The sequence below is a fragment of the Gryllotalpicola koreensis genome (genome assembly GCF_039538185.1).
Classification (GTDB): Bacteria; Actinomycetota; Actinomycetes; order Actinomycetales; family Microbacteriaceae; genus Gryllotalpicola; species Gryllotalpicola koreensis.
This window is the reverse complement of the sequence record NZ_BAABBW010000006.1, coordinates 154,872-173,385: the sequence shown is the minus strand read 5'-3', so window position 1 is coordinate 173,385 and position 18,514 is coordinate 154,872. Positions and strand designations below refer to the sequence as shown.

Below are 18,514 nucleotides of genomic sequence, written 5' to 3'. Positions count from 1 at the left end.
ATGCCTGTGCTGTCGCACCGCGCCCGGAATCCACCACCGAGGACCAGCCCCTGTCGGCCTGCCCCTACCGCCGAAATGCTACCAGTGACCGCCTTCAGACTCCCGGAAGAGCGAGCACTCGCCTCGCCGCGTCGACGAGCTCGACGCCGTAGCCGCGGCCGTAGCTCGCGGCGTGCACCGCGAGGGGGTGCAGTTGGTGCACGGGAATCCGCTCGCGCCAGCCGTCCCGCAGCGGATGTTCGGATTCATAGCCAGCGACGATCTCGTCGAGGTACGGCGCGCCGAACAGTGCGAGCATGGCGAGGTCGGTCTCGCGATGGCCGCCGTGCGCGGCGGGGTCGATCAGGACGGCGCCCGTGTCATCCCACAGCAGGTTGCCGTTCCACAGGTCGCCGTGCAGACGCGCGGGCGGCTCGTCGTCGTCGAGCGCACCGCTCGCGATCAGCTCGCAGACATGACGGACGCCGCGCGCCTCGTCGCCTGTCACGCTGCCCGCGCTCTCCGCGATCTCGAGGAACGGCAGCACGCGGTCGCGGGCGTAGAACGCGCCCCAACTGGGCTCGTTCGCATATGTCTGCGGACGCTTCCCGATGAAGCCGGGGCCGTCCCACCCGGTGGGCGGCGCCCCGAATGCCTCGGCCCCGGCGCCGTGGGTGCGGGCGAGCGCGGCGCCGAACTCGCGGGCTGCGACTGCTGTCGGGCGGGCAGGGCGGATGCGCTCGAGCTCGATGCGGCCGGGCGAGACGGCGATCACCCGCGCGATGCGCGCTCCCCCGGCATCCGCCGTCTCCGCCAGCCAACGGAGCCCGGCCGCCTCCGCCTCGAAGAAGCCGTCGGGTGCGGCCGGGTTCTGCTTGACCAGCGTCTCGCTCACTCTCCCAGTCTCGCCCGGTCGTCAAGAACTCACGTCTCGCGGCCGCTCGGCGGGCTGTCGTGACGACCGGGGAGTTGCGTTCAATGACGGCGCAGCGACGGGATCGCTGTGACGACGACGATCACCAGCACGGCGAGGGCGAAGACCGTGAGCACGTTCGCGATCGGGAAGAAGGCGAGCGCGACACCGACGGCGATGACCGGCACCGTCAGCCCGGCGTATGCCGAGAGGAACATGCCCGAGAGTACCTCCCCGCGGTTGTCGGGCCCCGCTGAGGCCACCGCGACGGCGATCGACGAGCTGAACACGAGCCCGACGCCCGCCCCCGCCAGCATGCCGGCGACGAGCAGCAGGGCGAGCGACGGCGTGAAGCCGACGACCGCGACGAGCCCGAGGCCCGCGATCATGAGTGCGACGCCGAGTTGCAGCTTGGCACGACGGGCCAGGCGCGCGGTCGCCAGCTGGGAGACGGCGCTCGCCCCTGTCACGGCGAAGGCGACGACGCCGGCGATGAGGTGCCCGCTCAGGTGCAGCAGACCGATGACGATGCTCGCGGTGAGCGCAGTGAAGAAGCCCATCACACTGAATGCGGCGGCGGCTCCGATCGCAGCGGCGATGAAGGCCCCGCGCGCCTCGGGCGGCACGACGACCTTTTGCGGGGCGTAGGGGCGGCGTGCGGCGACGGTGTCGACCGTCTCGGGAACGAAAGCCAGGAAGACGATCGCCAGCACGATGATCACGAGGAACACCTCGAACGGGGTGAGGATCGGAGCCGGCAGGAACTGTGCGATCACACCCCCGAGCAGCGGGCCGAGGGCGATGCCCCCGAGGTTCACCGCCGACGCGACGGTTCCCGAGACGCGGCCGTCCTCGTGCGGGTGCGAGACCTTGCGCAGTTCACCCAGGTGCGCGGTGGCCGCTGCGGTCAGCGTCCCAATGCCGGCGCCGGAGACGAAGCGTGCGAGCAGGAGACCGCTGACGTCGTTCCAGAACAGGAACAGCAGTGCGGCGAGCGCCTGGATCGCGAGCGATGCGAGCACGAGGCGGCGGCGGCCGAGCCAATCGCTGACGTGACCGGCGAGATAGAGCGCGAGCATCACCCCGACCGCGTACGCGGCGAAGACGACCGTGATCACGTAGGCAGGGAACCCGTCGCGCTGCTCGTAGATCGGGTAGAGCGGGGTCGGCACCGCCGCGAACGCCATCGCCGTCATGAATGCGGCGGAGACGATCCAGAAGCCCGTGCGGTGTGCGGCCCGGCCGGCGGTGCGGTTCTCGGCTGTCATTGTGCTCATGCCAGGAAGAACGGCGGGCGGCATCCGTTCATTCATCATCGGCGACGAATGTTCTTGCACGCACCAATCGGATTCCTCGATAATCGGCTCGTGGACGAACGCCAGCTCGAGATCTTCGCCGCCGTCGCCGAAGAGAGCAGCTTCAGCCGGGCGGCGCGCCGGCTGTTCGCGGCGCAGTCGACGGTGTCGGCCGCGGTGCGCTCGCTCGAGCAGGAGCTGGGCGCGAAGCTGTTCGAGCGCTCGACGCGCTCGGTCGAGCTCACGCCGTTCGGTGAATCCGTTCTCGGCGACGCGCGCGCTGCGCTCGAGGCGATGGAGCGCATTCGCGCACGTGCCTCACCGGGCGCAGAGGGCCTGCGGGGCCGGGTGCGTCTCGGCATCTTCTCGAACCTCGAGTACCTGGATCTGCCCGAGCTGCTCGGCCGGTTCCATCGCGAGCACCCACTCGTGAATCTGCGGCTCGTCGTTTCGAGCGCGGGCTCGACCGGGCTCGTCGACGACCTGCGTCACTCGCGCCTCGACGTTGCGCTGGTCGGGCTGCCGCCGCAGGATCTCGGCGGCCTCGACGTCGCCCCGCTCGGGGAGGCCGAGTTCGTCGCCGTGCTGCCCGCCGGGCATCCGCTCGCCTCCCGCCGCAGCGTGAAGCTCGCCGAGCTCGCGGGCGAGTCCTTCGTCGACACGCCGCCCGGCTTCGGGAATCGGGTCGTCGTCGACCGCGCTTTCGAGCGACTGGGAAAGCCACGAACGGTCGTCGCCGAGGTTCCCGAGCTGCCGGCCGTGCCGCTCTACGTCGCCGAGGGGCTCGGCATCGCCGTCGTGCCCCTGATCACGACCGTGAGCGGGGCGCGCCTCGTGACGGTACCGCTGAAAGACGGCCCGGTGTGGACGCTCTCGGCCGTCGCCCGGCCACAGCACAACGCGGCCGCCGCCGCTCTGCTCGAGCTGCTCACGACGCATCGCGGCAGCACGGAGCCTCAGGCCACGTTGCGGTAGCGCGTCAGCTCGGCCTCGAGCTCGCGGATGCGGTGCCGGTCTCGCTCGCGCCGATAGGCGGGGATCGTCACGATCAACGCGACGATCACCCCGACCAGGCCGCCCACGCTGTTCGACACGATGTCACGCACATCGGACACCCTGCCGGGGATGAAGCGCTGGGCGGTCTCGATGAAGCCCGTCATCGCGACACAGAGCAGCACGGCGGCCCACCAGAAGCGGCGGCCGAGCAGCAGCACCAAGAAGAGCCCGATCGGGGCGAACATGGCCACGTTCGCGAGGAACTCCGCATGGTCGTACGTGAGCTGGGCCGCAAGGCGGGGCCAGTGCGGCGCCGTGAACGCACGCGCGTCGTGCAGCAGCACGAGCACCCAGTCCTGGCGCTGGTGGTCGAGGGGCTGGGGGCCGAGCGTGATCCACGCGACGAGCGCGAGATAGGCGAGGGTGAGCGGCGCGAGAATCGGGTGGCGGCGGAACATCAGACGGCCACTTCCTGCTCGCCGACGCGCAGGCCCTCGAGCCGCACGTCGATCGTGAACGAGCGCGCGGCGCCCTTCACCTCGGCCGGCACGACCGCGAAGCGGCCCGCCGCGCGCAACCGGTCGACGACGGGCTGCCAGGCCACCTGCGCCTGATCGCCGAGACGACCGACGTGATGGAATCCGTCGTCGGCAAGCAGGTACACGGCGATGTCGGAGCGCAGGTTCCACCAGTTGCCGACATCCGGGATCACGAGCGCGCGCGGTGCGCCCGCGCTGCGGGCGAGCGCCGCGCCGATGCTGATCTGGTGGCGGGTGACGTCTGCGACGGTGATCGGATGCCCCGCGGCGGGCACCTCGACGAGGTCGAGCCCCTCGATACGGGCAAGCCGGCCCTCCGCCGTGAAGTTCGGACCGCGCCGGCGCGCTGCCGCCGCCATGCCGGCGGCCACGACGATGGCGAAGACGATCGTCACCACGATGCCCGCGAGGTAGGCGGCACCCGCCCCGACGTCGTGCAGCGAGCCCGTGACGAGCATGAGCAGGAGCAGCACCGCCCAGGGCAGCGGCGCCCACCGCAGGAAGGGCTTACGACGTGGCCTGGGCATCTCGCCAGGCTAACGGCACAGTGCTGAACACGTGCCGCACGACCGGTGTGAGACGGGTGGCGAGCGGCGCATCGTGAGCGGACCGTTATACCCCGGCATCCGTGCGCATCGAAAAGGGCCGCCACCCGAAACGGGTGACGGCCCTCGAAGCCGTGATAGGTGTCTCAGCGGCGCAGACCCAGTCGCTCGATCAGCGAGCGGTAGCGCTCGATGTCGATCTCCTGCAGGTAGCCCAGCAGGCGGCGACGGTGACCGACCAGGATCAGCAGGCCACGACGCGAGTGGTGGTCGTGCTTGTGCTCCTTGAGGTGCTCGGTCAGGTCCTTGATCCGCTTGGTGAGGATCGCGACCTGGACCTCAGGGGATCCGGTGTCACCGGGGTGGGTAGCGTACTCGTCGATGATCGCCTTCTTGGCCTCTGCATCAAGTGCCATGGATGGGATCCCCTTTCTCTCGCTGCGCGGTGCCCGGGGCAGGATGCCTGAGCTCTCTTGTTCCGCGGCCGTTGGACGGCAACCTTGAAAGTCTAACAGAGCACGAGGCCCGCCCAGGCCCGAGCACGCCCGCCGCTGCCGTAGCCTGGATCGGTGACAGACCCGGACCATGCCGACCCCGTCCGGGCCGCGGCTGCGGCGCCGCGCCGCTCGCTGTTCGTCGATCTCACGCCCCTGCGCGAGAGCCCGCCGTTCGCGCGGCTCTGGGCGGGCACAGCGATCGCCGGCATCGGCAGCCAGATCACCATCGTGGCCGTCGGCCTGCTGATCTACGACCTCACGCATTCGACCCTCGCCGTCTCGCTCGTCGCGCTGTTCGCGCTGCCGCCGATGATCGTCGTCGGCATCTACGGCGGCATGCTCGCCGACGTGTTCGACCGCCGGAAGGTGGCGCTCGTCGCCGCCGTCGGCGCATGGGCCTCCACCGCGGGAATCTGCGCGCTCGCGTGGGCGCACTCCCCGGCCGTCTGGCCGCTGTACCTGCTGACCATGCTCAACACCGTCGCGGCGACCGTGCTGTCCTCCGCAGACACCGCAAGCACGCCGCGGCTGCTGCGGAAGGAGCTGCTGCCCGCGGCGTCTGCCCTCAACGGCATCTCGACGGGCATCATGGTCACCGTCGGGCCCGCCGTCGCGGGGGTGCTCGTGGCGGCCGTCGGCTACGGGCCGACGTTCTCGATCGACGTCATCACCTTCACCTGCGCCTTCCTCGGCGTGCTGACCCTGCCGCCGATCGTGCCGGAGGGCGGCGCCGAGCGGCCCGGACTGCGCTCACTGGCTGAGGGTGCCCGGTTCCTGGTGCACGCCGCGAACATCCGCACCTCGTTCATCGCCGACATCATCGCGATGACCTTCGGGCAGCCCCGCGTGCTGTTCCCCGCCGTCGGCGCGCTGCTCATCGGCGGCGGGGCGGTGACGGTGGGCGTGCTGACCGCCGCCTACGCGATCGGCGGACTGCTGTCGAGCGTGTTCTCCGGACCGCTCGGGCACGTGCGGGCTCAGGGCCGCGCAGTGGGGCGCGCGATCACGGTCTACGGCCTTGCGATCCTCGTGTTCGGGGCCGTGCTGCTCGTGCAGACCATTGACGGGCGCGGGCGAGTCGGTGCCGACTGGTCGGAGGTGCACCTCCCGGCTCTGGCCGCCGGCGCCGCCGCGCTGTTCGTCGCGGGCGGGGCCGACAACGTGAGCGCGATCTTCCGCGGGACGATCCTGCAGGCATCCGCCCCCGACGCCATGCGCGGGCGCATCCAGAGCGTCTTCATCGTCGTCGTGACCGCGGGGCCCCGCCTCGGTGACCTGTACATCGGCGCGATGAGCACGATCGCGGCGCTCTGGGCGGGGCCGGTGGTCGGCGGCATCCTGATCGTGGCGCTCATGCTGCTCTATGTGCGTCGGCAGCGCTCGTTCCGCGCGTACGACGCGCTGCGGCCGGTTCCCTAGACACAGATGCGCCCGCCGCCGACAAGCGTGCCCAGGGCGATGGGCGCGGCTGTCGGCGGCGGGCACAGTTCAGGTGGTCGAGGCCCTACTTCACGCCAAGCAGGTCGATCACGAAGATCAGCGTCTGGCCACCGAGCGGGTGACCGCTGCCTGCGGGGCCGTAGGCGAGCTGCGGCGGGATGGTCAGCTTGCGCCGGCCGCCGACCTTCATGCCGGGGATGCCTTCCTGCCAGCCTGCGATGAGACCGCGCAGCGGGAACTGGATGGACTGGCCCCGGCTCCATGAGGAGTCGAACTCCTCGCCGCTGTCGAAGCCCACTCCGACGTAGTGCACGTCGACGGTGGCGCCAGGGACGGCCTCTGCACCGTCACCGACCTCGAGGTCGACGATCTCGAGCTCGGTGGGAGCGGGGCCCTCTGGCGCCTCGATCTCGGGCTTGGTCTTATCGGTATCTGCCATGCCCTCCATCCAAGCGGTGGGCTCATGCCGATGCAAAGCGCGGCGGGGATGCTTCAGTGGATGCCCAGCCGCACTTGCCTGATCGCGGCACCTGCGGGACACTGGAAACACGAACTCGTCGACCACTCGAGTTGCCGGCACAGCCGCACCAGGGTCGGCGAGTTTTACTGTGTGCGGCGCCGCTGCTGCGCCCCGGCACTCAGCCGGAGAGGACGCGCTGCCGATCAGCCGTCACGACGCGCAGCAGCCGGATCTCGTCGCGCTGCGCCCGCGCCCTGCTGTGGTCGCTCTGGATGCGCTGCCGAGTGTATGCGAGCGCGGTGGCGTCGCGGATGAAGCGGCGCATCGCGCGCTTCGTGCGCGGACCATGGCTCTTCGCCCACAGCCTGGCCTGCCGCCGACCGCCACTCGTGCCAAGCAGGTCCACTTCGGCCGCGGTGAACCAGCCGGCGCGCGCGTACAGCGTCAGCGCCTGGTAGGTGAGCTGGGCGTCGCGCCGGCGCGCGAACAGCACGAAGGCCGCGACCAGCCCGAAGATCGGCAGCTCGACGATCAGGTAGAAGAAGAACGCGCCGTTCTCGTTCAGCGCGGAGCCGAGGTTGAAACCTGCGTGCAGCACGATCGCGAGGGCGAGGCCACCGAGGAAGAGACCGATCGTGCGGCCGACGCGGCGGGGGCCGCGCGCGGCGTAGCCCAGCGCGATGCCGGTACACGAGGTGAAGGTCAGGTGCGCGAACGGAGAGAGCACGCCGCGCACGTAGAAGGTGTAGGCGAGATCGGTGTCCCCGCCGTCGCGCAGTGCGAGCCCGAAGTATTGGATGTTCTCGACGAAGGCGAAGCCCGCCGCGATCGTCGCCGCATACACGACCCCGTCGACCGGCCCATCGAAGGTGCGTTGCGCGATCAGGAAGATCAGGAGCACACCGACGCCCTTCGCGACCTCTTCGACGATCGGGGACTGCACCGTGATCATGAAGAACTGGCTGCGGCTCACGCCGAGGTGATGGCTGTAGACGTTCAGCGTCTCATCGACCACGAGCGCCGTGAGGATCGAGACGCCGGCGCCCCACATGAAGGCGAACACCCGTGCGGCGAACGGCTCGGGCTCCCAGCGGTCGACCCAGCGCACCACGGCGAGCACCGCGACGAGCGGCACGAGGGCGATCAGCCCGTTGAGGACCACGCCGCTGACGCCGAGCACGCTCACGAGGTAGGAGACGACCCACATCACCGCGATCGCGCAGACGGCGATGCCGACGACCACCACGACGGTCGTGGTGAGGTTCCGCGGCCGGCCGGAGGGCGCAGGCAGCACCGACGAGATCGGCCCGGTCGCCGACGTCGGCGGCGCATACGGATCAGTGGCGCTCATCGGAACCTCACTCGGTGATCTCGAACACCTTGCCGGGGTTGAGGATGCCCCGCGGGTCGAAGACGGCCTTCACACGGCGTTGAAGAGCATATGAGTCGGCACCGAGCTCGTCGATGAGATGGTGGCGCTTCAGGATGCCGACGCCGTGCTCGCCGGTCAGCGTGCCGCCCATCGCGAGCGCCGCGCGGAAGAGCTCGTCGGCCGCGGCCTTCAGCTGCGGCGTGAGCAGTCCGCCCTCGACCACGAAGTTCGGGTGCAGGTTGCCGTCGCCGGCGTGCGCCACGGTCGGGATGCGGACGCCGTGGCGCTCCGAGATCTCCGCGATGGCGTCGAAGGCGTCGGCGAGGCGCGAGCGCGGCACCGACACGTCCTCGATGAGCACCTCGCCGCTCGCCGCCAGGGCGGGATGGAAGGCGCGACGGATTCCGAGCAGCTGCTCCCCCGTTGCGGCATCCGTCGACACCCGCGGCTCGCCGCCTTCCCGCTCGATCAATTCGACGGCCCGCAGCACGGTCTCGGGGGCAGGCGACTCGTCGAACTGCACGAGCAGGAATCCGTCGCCCGTCGTCGGGCCCATGGCGTCGCGGATGACCGCGTCGCCGAGATAGCCGCGGACCGCCTCGAGCGCCTGGCCGTCGACCAGCTCCATCACGGCGGGACGCAGCTGCGCCTCGACGATCGCGCTCGACGCGAGCGCCGCCTGGCGAACCCGGGGGAAGAAGGCGCCGATCGTGACCACGTCGCCCGCGGGTCGCGGCAGCGCCCGCACCGTCGCCTCGACGACGACGCCCAGCGTGCCCTCCGAGCCGACGAACAGCGCCGTGAGGTCGTAACCCGTGACGCCCTTGACGGTGCGGTGCCCGGTCTCGAGCAGCCGGCCGTCGGCGAGCACCACCTTGAGGCCGAGCACCGCCTCGCGGGTGACGCCGTACTTCGCGCACAGCAGGCCGCCCGCGTTGGTCGCGATGTTGCCGCCGATCGACGAGATCGCCTTGCTGGCGGGGTCGGGTGCGTACCAGAGGCCATACGGCGCGAGCGCGTCGTCGAGGTCGGCGTTGATGACGCCGGGCTCGACGACGGCGAGCTCGTCGGCCGGGTTGATCTCGAGGATGCGGTTCATCTTGGCCACCGACAGCACGATGACGCCCGCGTCGCCGACCGCACCTGCCGCCAGACCCGTGCCCATGCCGCGGGGCACAATGCCGACGCCCGCCTCGTTGGCGAGCCGCAGCGTGGTCTGCACGTGCTCGACGCTCTCGGCCTCGACGAGCGCGAGGGGAAGGTTCGGGGCAATGAATCCGGACTTGTCCGTGCGCACCGCGTCGAGGCGCTCGGGATCGACGGTGACCGCGTCACCCAGTTCGGCGGTCAGGCGAGCGACAAGATCCATTACTCGATGCTATTGCCGACCTAACATAGATAGTGGAGAGGAGGGGATGTCACGTGAGCACGCTGAGCGTCGTGATCCCCGCTCTGAACGATGCCGAGATGCTCGAGCATGCACTCGCGGCGCTGGCTGTGCAGACCCGGCCGGTCGACGAGGTCATCGTGGTCGACAACGGCAGCACGGATGCCACGGCCGAGGTCGCCCGCGCGGGCGGCGCCCGCCTGCTCTTCCAGCCGCAGCGCGGCATCATGTCGGCCTCCGCGACGGGATACGACGCCGCGCGCACCGACCTCATCGCGCGCATCGACGCCGACTCGCGACCGCCGGCGGACTGGGCCGCGCGCGTCGTCGCGGAGTTCGACACGTCGCCCGCGATCGGGGTGCTCACGGGGCCCGGCGCGTTCTATGGGGCGCACGCGTGGGCGAACTGGCTGGGCGAGCGGCTCTACATCCCGGCGTACTTCCACATCGTCGGCCCGTGGCTCGGCGGGCCGCCGATCTTCGGCTCGAACTTCGTCATGCGGGCATCCGTCTGGAACGAGGTGCGCGACCGTGTGCACCGCGACGATCCGCGCATCCATGACGATCTGGACCTCGCCCTGCACTTGCCGCTCGACGTCGTCGTGCGCTACGACGAGAGCCTGCGGGTGGGCGTCTCGGCGCGGCCACTGGAAAGCTGGCACGGCATCGGGCGCCGACTCGCATGGGCCTATCACACCTTCGCGGAGCACTGGCCAGAGGCCTCCCCCTGGGGGCGGCGCGCGGCGCGCCGCGACTGGGTCGCGTCGCGCGCCGCTGAGCAGCAGGAGCTCAGCGCGCGCTGAGCCGCTCGCTGGTGCGGAAGAGCTGCACCATATCGAGCGCCAGCTGGTGCGGCGTGGTCTCGCACGGGCTGTGGCCCGTCGCGTAGACCGCCACCGAGGCGCCGATGCGCTTCGCGAAGCGGCGGTAGAGCTTGGCGCGCCACAGGTCGTGCTCGCCTGCGACGACCAGCTTGGGCACGGTCGAGTCGCGCAACTCCTGGTACAGATTGGGCGTCTTCATCATCAGTCCCACGATGCCGTCGACGCTCTCTCGCCGCGTATGGTCGAGGCGCGCGTTCGCAAACGCCAGCCGCTCGGGGGTGACCTTGCTGAAGTTCGTGCGGACGTTCCAGATCATCACGCCGCCGAAGTTGTGCTTCGTGAAGAACGGCAGCCGGGTGAGCCAGCCGAGAATGCGGATGCCGCGGAACACCTGCCCCGTGAGAGGAGGCGTCGCGAGCAGGGTCAGCGAGCGCACGAGCTCGGGGTGGCGCACCGTGACCAGCTGCGCGACGATGCCGGCGAAGGAGAAGCCGAGCAGGTGCGCGGGCGTCTCGCCCGCTTCGAGGAAGGCGAGCATGTCGTCGACGAAGAGCTCGTAGCTCCAACCCTCGGCGCCGGTGGGACCCGCGTCGGCGGATTCGTACTGCCCCGGCAGGTCGTAGCTCTGCACGAAGTACCCCTGGCCGGCGAGGATCGGCGCGAGCAGCGCGAAATCCTCCTTCGAGCCGGTGATGCCTGGCACCATCACGATGCGCTCGCCCGCAGGGTCGCCGAGGTCCCACGCGGCGAGCGAGCCGCTCGGCGCGTCGAAGCGGTAGGCGCGGGTGCCCTCAGGTGCGACGGCCCAGTCGATCTGCGGCAGTGCCTCGTCGAGCCCGTAGGCCGCCTCAGCGGTCATCGGAAGGCTCATGCGAGCTGCTCTGCGCGTCGGAAGGTCGTGATCATGTCCAGTGCGAGTTGGTTCGGGGTGGTCTCGCACGGGCTGTGGCCCGTGCGATAGACCGCCAGTTCTGCCCCGATCCTATCGGCGTACTCGGCGTGCAGCCGCACGGGCCAGAGGTCGTGCTGGCCGGTTGCGACCAGCAAGGGGACACCGGACGCCGCGACCGCGGCCGTCACGTCGGGGGTGGCCATCATGAGCCCGATGATGTCGTCGACGCTCTCGCGGCGCGTGACGGCGAGTCGGCGGCGCACGAAGTCGAGGCGGCTCTCATCGACGCCGTTCTTGTTGGTCTGGATGCCCCAGATCATCAGCCCCGCGCCGGTGTGCGCGGGCGCGAAGCGCGCGAACGGGCCGACGATCTTGACGCCGCGGAACACGTTGCCGGTGAGCGGCGGGCTCGTGAGCAGGGTGAGACTGCGGAAGAGCTCCGGTCGGCCGGCGAGGGCGAGTTGGGCGAGGATGCCGGCGAAGGAATACCCGAGCACGTGGGCGGGCTCCCCTGCCTCAAGGAACGCGACGAAGTCGGCGAGGTAGAGCGGGTAGTCCCAGCGCCCGGAGCTGCGGGACGGGCCGGCGCCGGCGGACTCGTACTGACCGGCGAGGTCGTAGGACTGCACGAAGTAGCCGGCGTCGACGAGCGGGGGCGCGAGCAGCACGAAGTCCTCTTTGGACCCGGTCGCACCGGGCACGAGCACGACCCGAGGATTCGCCGGGTCGCCGATCGACCAGGCGGCGAGGCTGCCGCTGGGGGCCTCGAAGCGGAAGGCGGTCGCGCGTGGGTCGGGCGCGGCCCAGTCGATGGGCTGCAGCAGCGCGTCGAGCTGAGCCGCCTGGACTCGAGTGTCGACCGCCGTCTCCATACCTGACATTCTGCTCTTCCTCAGAAATAAGCCACCTTTGCACCGCGGCAAGCGACTCGCTCAGTGCAGAACGGATCCGATGACGTGCGCATTCCCCCGTTCGTCATCGTGATGGGGGCTTGAGGCCCACGCTCATTCCCCGGGTGGTGCTTGTGCTCTGAGTCTCGAGGCGGTGCCGTTGCCGGCGGTCTTCCATTCGGTGTCGGTGCTGCCGTGGGTGTACCGGACTTCGGGTGTGCCGTGTTTCATGCGGATGCTCCACGGCCCGGTGTCGATCTCGTGGTGGTGGAAAAAGCAGACGAGGACGCCGTTGCACACGTCGGTGGGGCCGCCGTCCTGGTACGGGGTGACATGGTGGACCTCGCACCACTGCGCGGGCACGTCGCACCCCGGGATGATGCAGGTACCGCCGTCGCGGAGCGCGATCGCGCGGCGCTGCCGCTTCGTGAACCCCCGCACCTCCAAACCGAGGTTGAGGACATCGCCGTCTTTCCCGAAGATCACGGTCTGGATCCCACCCGCACACGCCGCCTGCACCGCCTCCGAGACGGGAACAGGTTCCGGGCTGCCGGCGTAGAACGCGAGCCCCGAACCGGACTGAAGTTCCGCGGCAGTGGTGCTGATCCACACGGTGGGGTGATCCCCGCCCATATCCGGCATTTCCGCCGACCTCGCGGCGGTGGCGAACACGTCCCTGAGGTGATCCGCGGCCTTCTGCCCGCGGGTGCGCACATTAGCCGGCGCGGCATCCGGGTCCGGGGCGAAGGTGACGGTCTTCTTCCCTTTCGGGTTCGAGAGCCCATCCAGCACACCCCGCACCACGGCGGCATGCCCGGCAGGAAGCAGCCCGGACACCCGGGCGGCGCCGTCGAGGGTGGGGCCGATCCAGAAGAACCGCTCCTGCATGGCCCTCGCGGCCTGGTCCTCGACGGTCTGCACGTTCAACGCGGCGGCTTTCTCGGCCGCACGGGCTTTCACCTCGTCCGCGCCCGCACCGGTGGCGAGCTCGACGAGCTCGGCCTGCAGGGTTTCGAGCTCGCGCGCCACAGGGGTTCCCAGCGCCGGCTGGAGGTTCTCGAGCTTCCCGCCGGCGGCTTTCTTCAACTCCCCGGTGATCGCCGCCGCCGCCTCACGTCCGATCCGCCCGTCCAGCACCGCAGCCTCCACCGCGGGCAGCTGCGCGAGATCCGAGGCATCTTTCACGAGCTTCGCAGCCTCCCTGCCCGAGGACTTCGTGATCCCGGCCAGCACCCCGGCCGCGGTCCTGAACCCCAACCGGCGGGCCAGCGAATCCGGGTCATCCCGCTCCGACCGCTCGGCCACGACCTGCGCCGCCGCGAGCTTCAACGCCTCCACCTGCCGGGAAGCCGCCTCCACCCGAGAGACGAAATCGAGAAGCTCCCCATCCGACAGTGCACCCGGATCCACCGGCAGCACCGCACCCAGACGCGACAGCGCCTCACAAGCTGCGGAACCGACCCTCGACATACCCCCGAGCCTACCCCGACAATCTCAAATTACAAGCATGAGTTTCGTAGACTTGTTCACAACCCCACTCACACCCAGAGTTTCCCACAGACCCCCGACAGCCCTCGCTGGTCCTGGGTCTCCGCTGCGATACCAGCGCCGTAAGATTCGGACGTAAACGACGAAGTCAGGAACGTTCAGCCCGCACTCTCCCAGATCGCAGAGCCCTGGCAGACGCATCGGCTCGTGAGCATCAGACGAGCTGACCTCGCCGCTGCGTGAGCTGAGCTAAGCCGGAGGGAGCAGTTTCGGGGGCAACCGAGCGAACCGACGCCGTTACTCGCTGAGCAGACGGCTGACCGCCGTGTTGACCTCGACCCCGTCGGCTTCTGCAATGGCGATCACCACCCCCGAGACAGCGAGGACAGTGCCTTCGAGCACAGCCCGGCCGTTGTGCCGCCGGATCAGAGTGTCGAGCTGGTCGAATGCATGCCCGTCTCGAGCCGCAACGAGGATGTCTTGCGCGGCGCGCCGTGCGGGCGCGTCCCATGGCATCGGTCGGACACGTTCCAGAACGGGCCTGATCTCGGCACCCCGATGCCACTGGTCGAGAACTCCGAGGCCGACTCCGATGACCTGCGCCACCGAGGGGCGGTTGCCCACAGGGTCTGGCTGGATTCCGTCGATCACGTGGCGCGCCAGATCGGTGCTGCCGTCGGCGAGCGCCTCGGCCGCGAGTCCGTGAACGGTGAGCGCCATCGCGCGCTGCTCCCCGACAGGAGTGAACAGTTCGAGGTTGCGGCGTTCCGTTGCACGGGCAAGGGCCGCGTTGACCCTCTCGAGGTCGACGTCGGCATCGAGATTGTCGAGGTCGATGCCCTCCTCCGCAAGGAGAGGAGCGAGCTCGCGCATCATCTCGGCCGCCATTCCCGGGGTGTGCACGACCCCCAAGCGAGCCATCTCGGCTTGCACCTCGGGATCGCCAAAGGGGTCTGCAGCGCCGCCGAAGTCGGCATCATCGACCCCCTCGTCGTCGAGCGCGTCAGCCGCGAAGGCCATGGCCAGGATCACACCCTGCGCGAAGGGGCCGCGGAGCAGCTCGGGAACTCGGACGGCGCCCGTTCGATCCCGCTCAAGGATGCCGAGCTTGGCGAGATCATCCAGGCTGCGCTGCGCGCGGGGCAGCAGTAGCTCCTCGAACGGGCTACGGGAATCATCCGCGATGTCGGGCTCAAGTATCTCGAGGGCTTGAACGATGGTGAGCCGTGCGATCAGGTCTGTCCAGGGGTCCGACCCCTCCCGCTGCGCTGTCGTCAGCAGCTGGGCGGTGACGGCGCCGACCAGCACACCCGCTTGGTCGAGAGGGGGAAGCTCTTCTGCAGCCCATGCGGACGCCGCAGGCCCCGGCCGCACCCGGGTACGCGTCAACTCGATGAGGTCGGCCGTCTGCAGAGCCTCCCACCACGCTGCGAGCGGGGGAAGATCCCACATCGATTGGGCAAGCAGCTCTCCCTCGACCTCGATCGCTCCGTCTCGGTACTCGCCCTCGGCCGGCAATTTCGCGACTCCGCGTGCGGCAAGCCCGAGCATCCCGGCCGCCTCCGCGATGTCCACGCGCCGCAGGGCGCCCGAGTCCGTGATCGCGCGCCCCGAACCGACCCACTCCAGCAGCGTGCGGACTGCGGAGACGAGTCGCACCTTCGCCAGCGCCTGCCGCCGCTGCTCGGGGTCCTGCCGTTCATAATCTTCGAGCGCATCCGAGAGCGCCGTCGGAACTCCGTCGCCGGTCGCCAACAGCTCTTCGAGCAGATCGTGCGCCTCCACCCAGCCGTCCTCAGGCTCGGTCTCAAGACGGAAGTGGACGAAGTCGTGAAACACGTCGAGCAGTTCCTCGCCCTCGGCATCCTCATCGAGCAAGAATTCGACGACACCTGCAGCGTCGTCCGCGGCAAGAGCATCCAGCCCGACCCGCGAAGCCGACGAGACCAGCACCTCAAGCTGCGCGACGCCGACTGCCGGGTCGGTGAATGTGGCCTCCGCCTCCTTCAGCCAACGTTCGAAGTCACGAACCGCCACTCGTCCCTGGAAGGACAGCCCGCGACGGGCAGGGTTACCCGATGGCCTCTTCTTGCGTCGCGACATGAATCAAGTCTGCCAGGGCTACCCTCCGACGCCGGGCAACATCGTGGACACCGACATCACTCCCCCGGCGCCCCCGAAAGCCGCTCGGGTGACAGCTCCAACTCCACCTGCTCGGGCGTCATGAGTCCGGCCTCGACAACCAGGTCGGCGATGCTGCGACCGGTCAGCAGCGCGGTCTTGGCGAGCGCGGCGGATGCCTGGTAGCCGATGAACGGGGTCAGCGCGGTCACGACGCTGACACTCGACCCGACCATGGCGGCGAGGCGCTGCTCGTTGGCGGTGATGCCCTCGACGCAGTTCACGCGCAGCGTGAGGAACGCCTGGCGCATCCAGGTGATCGACTGCAGCAGCGAGTGGGCGATGACCGGCTCGAAGGCGTTGAGCTGCAGCTGCCCGGCCTCGACCGCCATCGTGACGGTCACGTCGGCTCCGGCGACCGAGAAGGCGACCTGGTTGACCGCCTCGGGGATCACGGGGTTCACCTTTCCCGGCATGATGCTCGACCCGGCCTGCTTCGGCGGCAGGCTGATCTCGCCGAGCCCCGCCTGCGGGCCCGACGACAGCAGCCTGAGGTCGTTGCAGATCTTCGACAGCTTCACCGCCGCGCGCTTGAGCGCCGAGGAGAACGTCATGAAGACACCGGTGTCGCTCGTCGCCTCGATCAGATCGCTCGCGGTCACGAGGTCCAGCCCCGTGATCTCGGAGAGATGCTGCCGCACCGCCGCGGCGTAGCGCGGGTCGGCGTTGATGCCGGTGCCGATCGCGGTCGCCCCGAGGTTGATCTCCGACAGCAGCGGAAGGGTGTCCGTGATGCGGTCGATGTCCTCCGACATCGTGGTGGCCCAGCCGTGGAACTCCTGGCCGAGGGTGAGCGGCACGGCGTCCTGCAGCTGGGTGCGGCCGATCTTGAGGATGTGCGCGAACTCGGTCGCCTTTGCAGCGAACGCGTCGCGCAGCATCCGCATCTCCCCCAGCATGCTGGAAAGGGAATACATCATTGCGATCTTGATCGCGGTCGGGTAGACGTCGTTGGTCGACTGGCTGCGGTTGACGTCGTCCAGCGGGCTGAGGAATCCGTACTCGCCCTTCTCGTGGCCACCGAGTTCGAGCGCGCGGTTCGCGATCACCTCATTCGCGTTCATGTTCGTCGAGGTGCCGGCCCCGCCCTGAATGACCCCGACGACGAACTGCTCGTGCAGCCGCCCGCCGATCACCTCGGCGCAGGCGGCATCGATGAGCGCCGCCTTGTCGGGCGAGAGCACGCCCAGTTCGAGGTTCGCGCGCGCGGCGGCCTGCTTGACCGACGCGAGCGCCACCACGAGCTCCGGGTAGACCGAGATCGGCCGCTTGCTGATCGGGAAGTTGTCGACGGCCCGGGCGGTGTGGATGCCCCAATATGCCTCGTCGGGAATCTGACGTTCTCCCAGCGAATCCGTCTCGGTGCGCACCGCCTGCCCTTCCGGCTCAGCTGATCTTGCCGAGCACCTTCCGGATAAGTCTCTCGCGTGCAGGCGTGTACGGCGGTGCGACCAGCTGGATCGTGTCGGGTTTGAGCGGCTTGCTCAGCACGGCCTTCTCGTGGCTGAACGTCGTCAGCGAGCGGCGACCATGATACGAGCCCGCACCGCTTGCCCCGACGCCGCCGAACGGCAAGCCGTGCACGCCGATATGCCCGAGCGGGATGCCGAAGCCGAGCGCCCCCGAGGACGTCTGAGTGAGGAACCGGCGCCGCGTCTTCGCGTCCTCGCTGAAGACGTAGAGCGCCAGCGGTTTGTCGTGCGCATTGATGTAGTCGATCGCATCGTCGAGCCCGTCGACCGTCACGAACGGCAGGATCGGCCCGAAGATCTCCTGCTGCATGACGGGGGCGTCGCGTGGAACGTCAGCCAGCACCGTCGGCGCGAGATAGCGCTGCGAGGCATCCGTCTCGCCCCCCGCCACCAGGCGCCCGGCACCCAGCAATCCGGTGAGCCGCTGGAATTGGCGATCGTTGATCACGCGCCCGAAATCAGGGCTCTGGCGAGGGTCTGCGCCGAAGTAGCGCTCGATCCATTTCGCGACGAGTGGCCCGAGCTTCGCCTGCACGGCGCTCGTCGCGAGCACGTAGTCGGGGGCGATGCACGTCTGCCCCGCGTTGAGGAAGCGGCCCCAGACGAGCCGCGCCGCCGCGGCGTCGAGGTCGACGCTCTCGTCGACGTACGTCGGCGACTTCCCGCCGAGCTCGAGCGTCACGGGCGTGAGGTTCTTGGCCGCGGCCTCGAGCACAATGCGGCCGACCGTGCCGTTGCCCGTGTAGAAGATGTGGTCGAGCTTCTGCGCAAGAAGCTCGGTCGTCTCGGGCACCCCGCCCTGCACGACGGCGACGGCCGAGCGGTCGAGGTAGCGCGGCACGAGCTCGCCGAGCACGCGAGCGGTCGCGGGGGCGAGCTCGCTCGGCTTCAGCACGACGGCGTTCCCTGCGGCGAGCGCGCCGATCGCCGGAGCGAGGGTGAGCTGCACGGGGTAGTTCCACGGTGCGATGATCGCGACGACGCCGAGCGGCTCGAGCACGGTGCGCGCGGTCGCGGGCAGCAGCGCGGCAGGCGCCGGGACGCGCGTCGGCCGCAGCCAGCGCCTCAGGTGCTTCCGCACCGAGCCGAGCTCGGCGAGCGTGAAGCCGATCTCGGTGTACTGCGCCTCCGCCCCCGACTTGTGCAGGTCCTCCCAGAGCGCGCGCTCGAGCGCGGGCCCGTTGTCGCGCAGCAGGGCGCCGAGTCCCTTGAGTTGCGCGAGCCGCCAGGCGAGCGGCTTGGTGCGGCCGGTACCGTACGTCGCGCGCAGCCGCGCGACCGTGTCTGAGACGGATGCCTGACCTGCGGTCTCCCCCGCACCGGTGCTGCTCATGCGCGTCAGCC

General features: G+C 69.7%; 17 protein-coding genes. 3 read left to right on the top strand and 14 right to left on the bottom strand.

All coding sequences use genetic code 11. The features are described from left to right. Positions 1 to 94: 94 nt before the first annotated feature. Both ABD708_RS17995 and ABD708_RS17990 read right to left on the bottom strand, forming a co-directional pair. Entirely contained in the window at positions 95 to 874 is a 780-nt protein-coding gene (locus tag ABD708_RS17995; protein WP_344757069.1) for a fructosamine kinase family protein, read from the bottom strand. Positions 875 to 954: 80 nt separating this feature from the next. Then, complete coding sequence (locus tag ABD708_RS17990; protein WP_344757067.1) at positions 955 to 2,169, bottom strand: MFS transporter; 1,215 nt, start codon at positions 2,167 to 2,169, stop codon at positions 955 to 957. A 90-nt stretch (positions 2,170 to 2,259) separates the two neighbouring features. On the opposite strand from ABD708_RS17990, the gene ABD708_RS17985 reads away from it, so the two are divergent. Next, the gene (locus ABD708_RS17985) at positions 2,260 to 3,162 is read left to right on the top strand and encodes a LysR family transcriptional regulator (protein ID WP_344757065.1); all 903 of its coding nucleotides are present in this window, start codon (positions 2,260 to 2,262) and stop codon (positions 3,160 to 3,162) included. Here the strand turns inward: ABD708_RS17985 and ABD708_RS17980 are convergent. The 3 genes from ABD708_RS17980 to rpsO all read right to left on the bottom strand — a co-directional run bounded on the left by ABD708_RS17980 (position 3,144) and on the right by rpsO (position 4,683). Next, on the bottom strand, positions 3,144 to 3,641 hold the full coding sequence (locus ABD708_RS17980; protein WP_344757063.1) for a VanZ family protein: 498 nt from the start codon (positions 3,639 to 3,641) through the stop codon (positions 3,144 to 3,146). The genes ABD708_RS17985 and ABD708_RS17980 overlap by 19 nt on opposite strands. After that, on the bottom strand, positions 3,641 to 4,249 hold the full coding sequence (locus ABD708_RS17975) for a hypothetical protein (RefSeq protein ID WP_344757061.1): 609 nt from the start codon (positions 4,247 to 4,249) through the stop codon (positions 3,641 to 3,643). Before ABD708_RS17975 ends, ABD708_RS17980 begins: the two co-directional genes overlap by 1 nt. Positions 4,250 to 4,413: 164 nt before the next feature. Next, positions 4,414 to 4,683 carry a 30S ribosomal protein S15 gene (gene rpsO / locus ABD708_RS17970; RefSeq protein WP_344757059.1) on the bottom strand — a complete coding sequence of 90 codons (270 nt, stop codon included), beginning with the start codon at positions 4,681 to 4,683 and terminating at the stop codon, positions 4,414 to 4,416. Between the two features lie 153 nt (positions 4,684 to 4,836). On the opposite strand from rpsO, the gene ABD708_RS17965 reads away from it, so the two are divergent. Continuing rightward, positions 4,837 to 6,183, top strand: a complete 1,347-nt coding sequence (locus ABD708_RS17965; protein WP_344757057.1) for an MFS transporter — start codon at positions 4,837 to 4,839, stop codon at positions 6,181 to 6,183. A gap of 85 nt (positions 6,184 to 6,268) precedes the next feature. Here ABD708_RS17965 and ABD708_RS17960 read toward each other — a convergent pair whose 3' ends face one another. From ABD708_RS17960 to ABD708_RS17950, 3 genes are all read right to left on the bottom strand, one after another. Next, positions 6,269 to 6,643: an FKBP-type peptidyl-prolyl cis-trans isomerase gene (locus ABD708_RS17960; RefSeq protein ID WP_344757055.1), complete on the bottom strand. Its 375-nt coding sequence runs from the start codon at positions 6,641 to 6,643 to the stop codon at positions 6,269 to 6,271. Between the two features lie 199 nt (positions 6,644 to 6,842). Next, on the bottom strand, positions 6,843 to 8,015 hold the full coding sequence (locus tag ABD708_RS17955; RefSeq protein ID WP_344757053.1) for a PrsW family intramembrane metalloprotease: 1,173 nt from the start codon (positions 8,013 to 8,015) through the stop codon (positions 6,843 to 6,845). A gap of 7 nt (positions 8,016 to 8,022) precedes the next feature. Then, entirely contained in the window at positions 8,023 to 9,405 is a 1,383-nt protein-coding gene (locus ABD708_RS17950) for an FAD-binding oxidoreductase (protein WP_344757051.1), read from the bottom strand. 53 nt (positions 9,406 to 9,458) lie between these two features. Here ABD708_RS17950 and ABD708_RS17945 point away from each other — a divergent pair, with 53 nt between their 5' ends. Continuing rightward, positions 9,459 to 10,226, top strand: coding sequence for a glycosyltransferase family 2 protein (locus ABD708_RS17945; RefSeq protein WP_344757049.1), 768 nt, complete (start codon positions 9,459 to 9,461; stop codon positions 10,224 to 10,226). Here the strand turns inward: ABD708_RS17945 and ABD708_RS17940 are convergent. The 6 genes from ABD708_RS17940 to ABD708_RS17915 form a co-directional block, all read right to left on the bottom strand. Further along, on the bottom strand, positions 10,213 to 11,118 hold the full coding sequence (locus tag ABD708_RS17940; protein ID WP_344757047.1) for an alpha/beta fold hydrolase: 906 nt from the start codon (positions 11,116 to 11,118) through the stop codon (positions 10,213 to 10,215). The two genes, ABD708_RS17945 and ABD708_RS17940, sit on opposite strands and share 14 nt — an antisense overlap. After that, positions 11,115 to 12,011: an alpha/beta fold hydrolase gene (locus ABD708_RS17935; RefSeq protein ID WP_344757045.1), complete on the bottom strand. Its 897-nt coding sequence runs from the start codon at positions 12,009 to 12,011 to the stop codon at positions 11,115 to 11,117. Before ABD708_RS17935 ends, ABD708_RS17940 begins: the two co-directional genes overlap by 4 nt. A gap of 132 nt (positions 12,012 to 12,143) precedes the next feature. Next, a complete protein-coding gene (locus tag ABD708_RS17930) occupies positions 12,144 to 13,499 on the bottom strand; it encodes an HNH endonuclease signature motif containing protein (RefSeq protein WP_344757043.1) in 1,356 nt (451 codons plus the stop codon). A gap of 315 nt (positions 13,500 to 13,814) precedes the next feature. Next, on the bottom strand, positions 13,815 to 15,554 hold the full coding sequence (locus ABD708_RS17925; protein ID WP_344757041.1) for a hypothetical protein: 1,740 nt from the start codon (positions 15,552 to 15,554) through the stop codon (positions 13,815 to 13,817). 122 nt (positions 15,555 to 15,676) lie between these two features. After that, positions 15,677 to 17,068, bottom strand: coding sequence for an aspartate ammonia-lyase (locus ABD708_RS17920; protein ID WP_344757039.1), 1,392 nt, complete (start codon positions 17,066 to 17,068; stop codon positions 15,677 to 15,679). Between the two features lie 16 nt (positions 17,069 to 17,084). After that, positions 17,085 to 18,503, bottom strand: coding sequence for an aldehyde dehydrogenase family protein (locus tag ABD708_RS17915; RefSeq protein WP_344757037.1), 1,419 nt, complete (start codon positions 18,501 to 18,503; stop codon positions 17,085 to 17,087). Between the last annotated feature and the right edge of the window lie 11 nt (positions 18,504 to 18,514).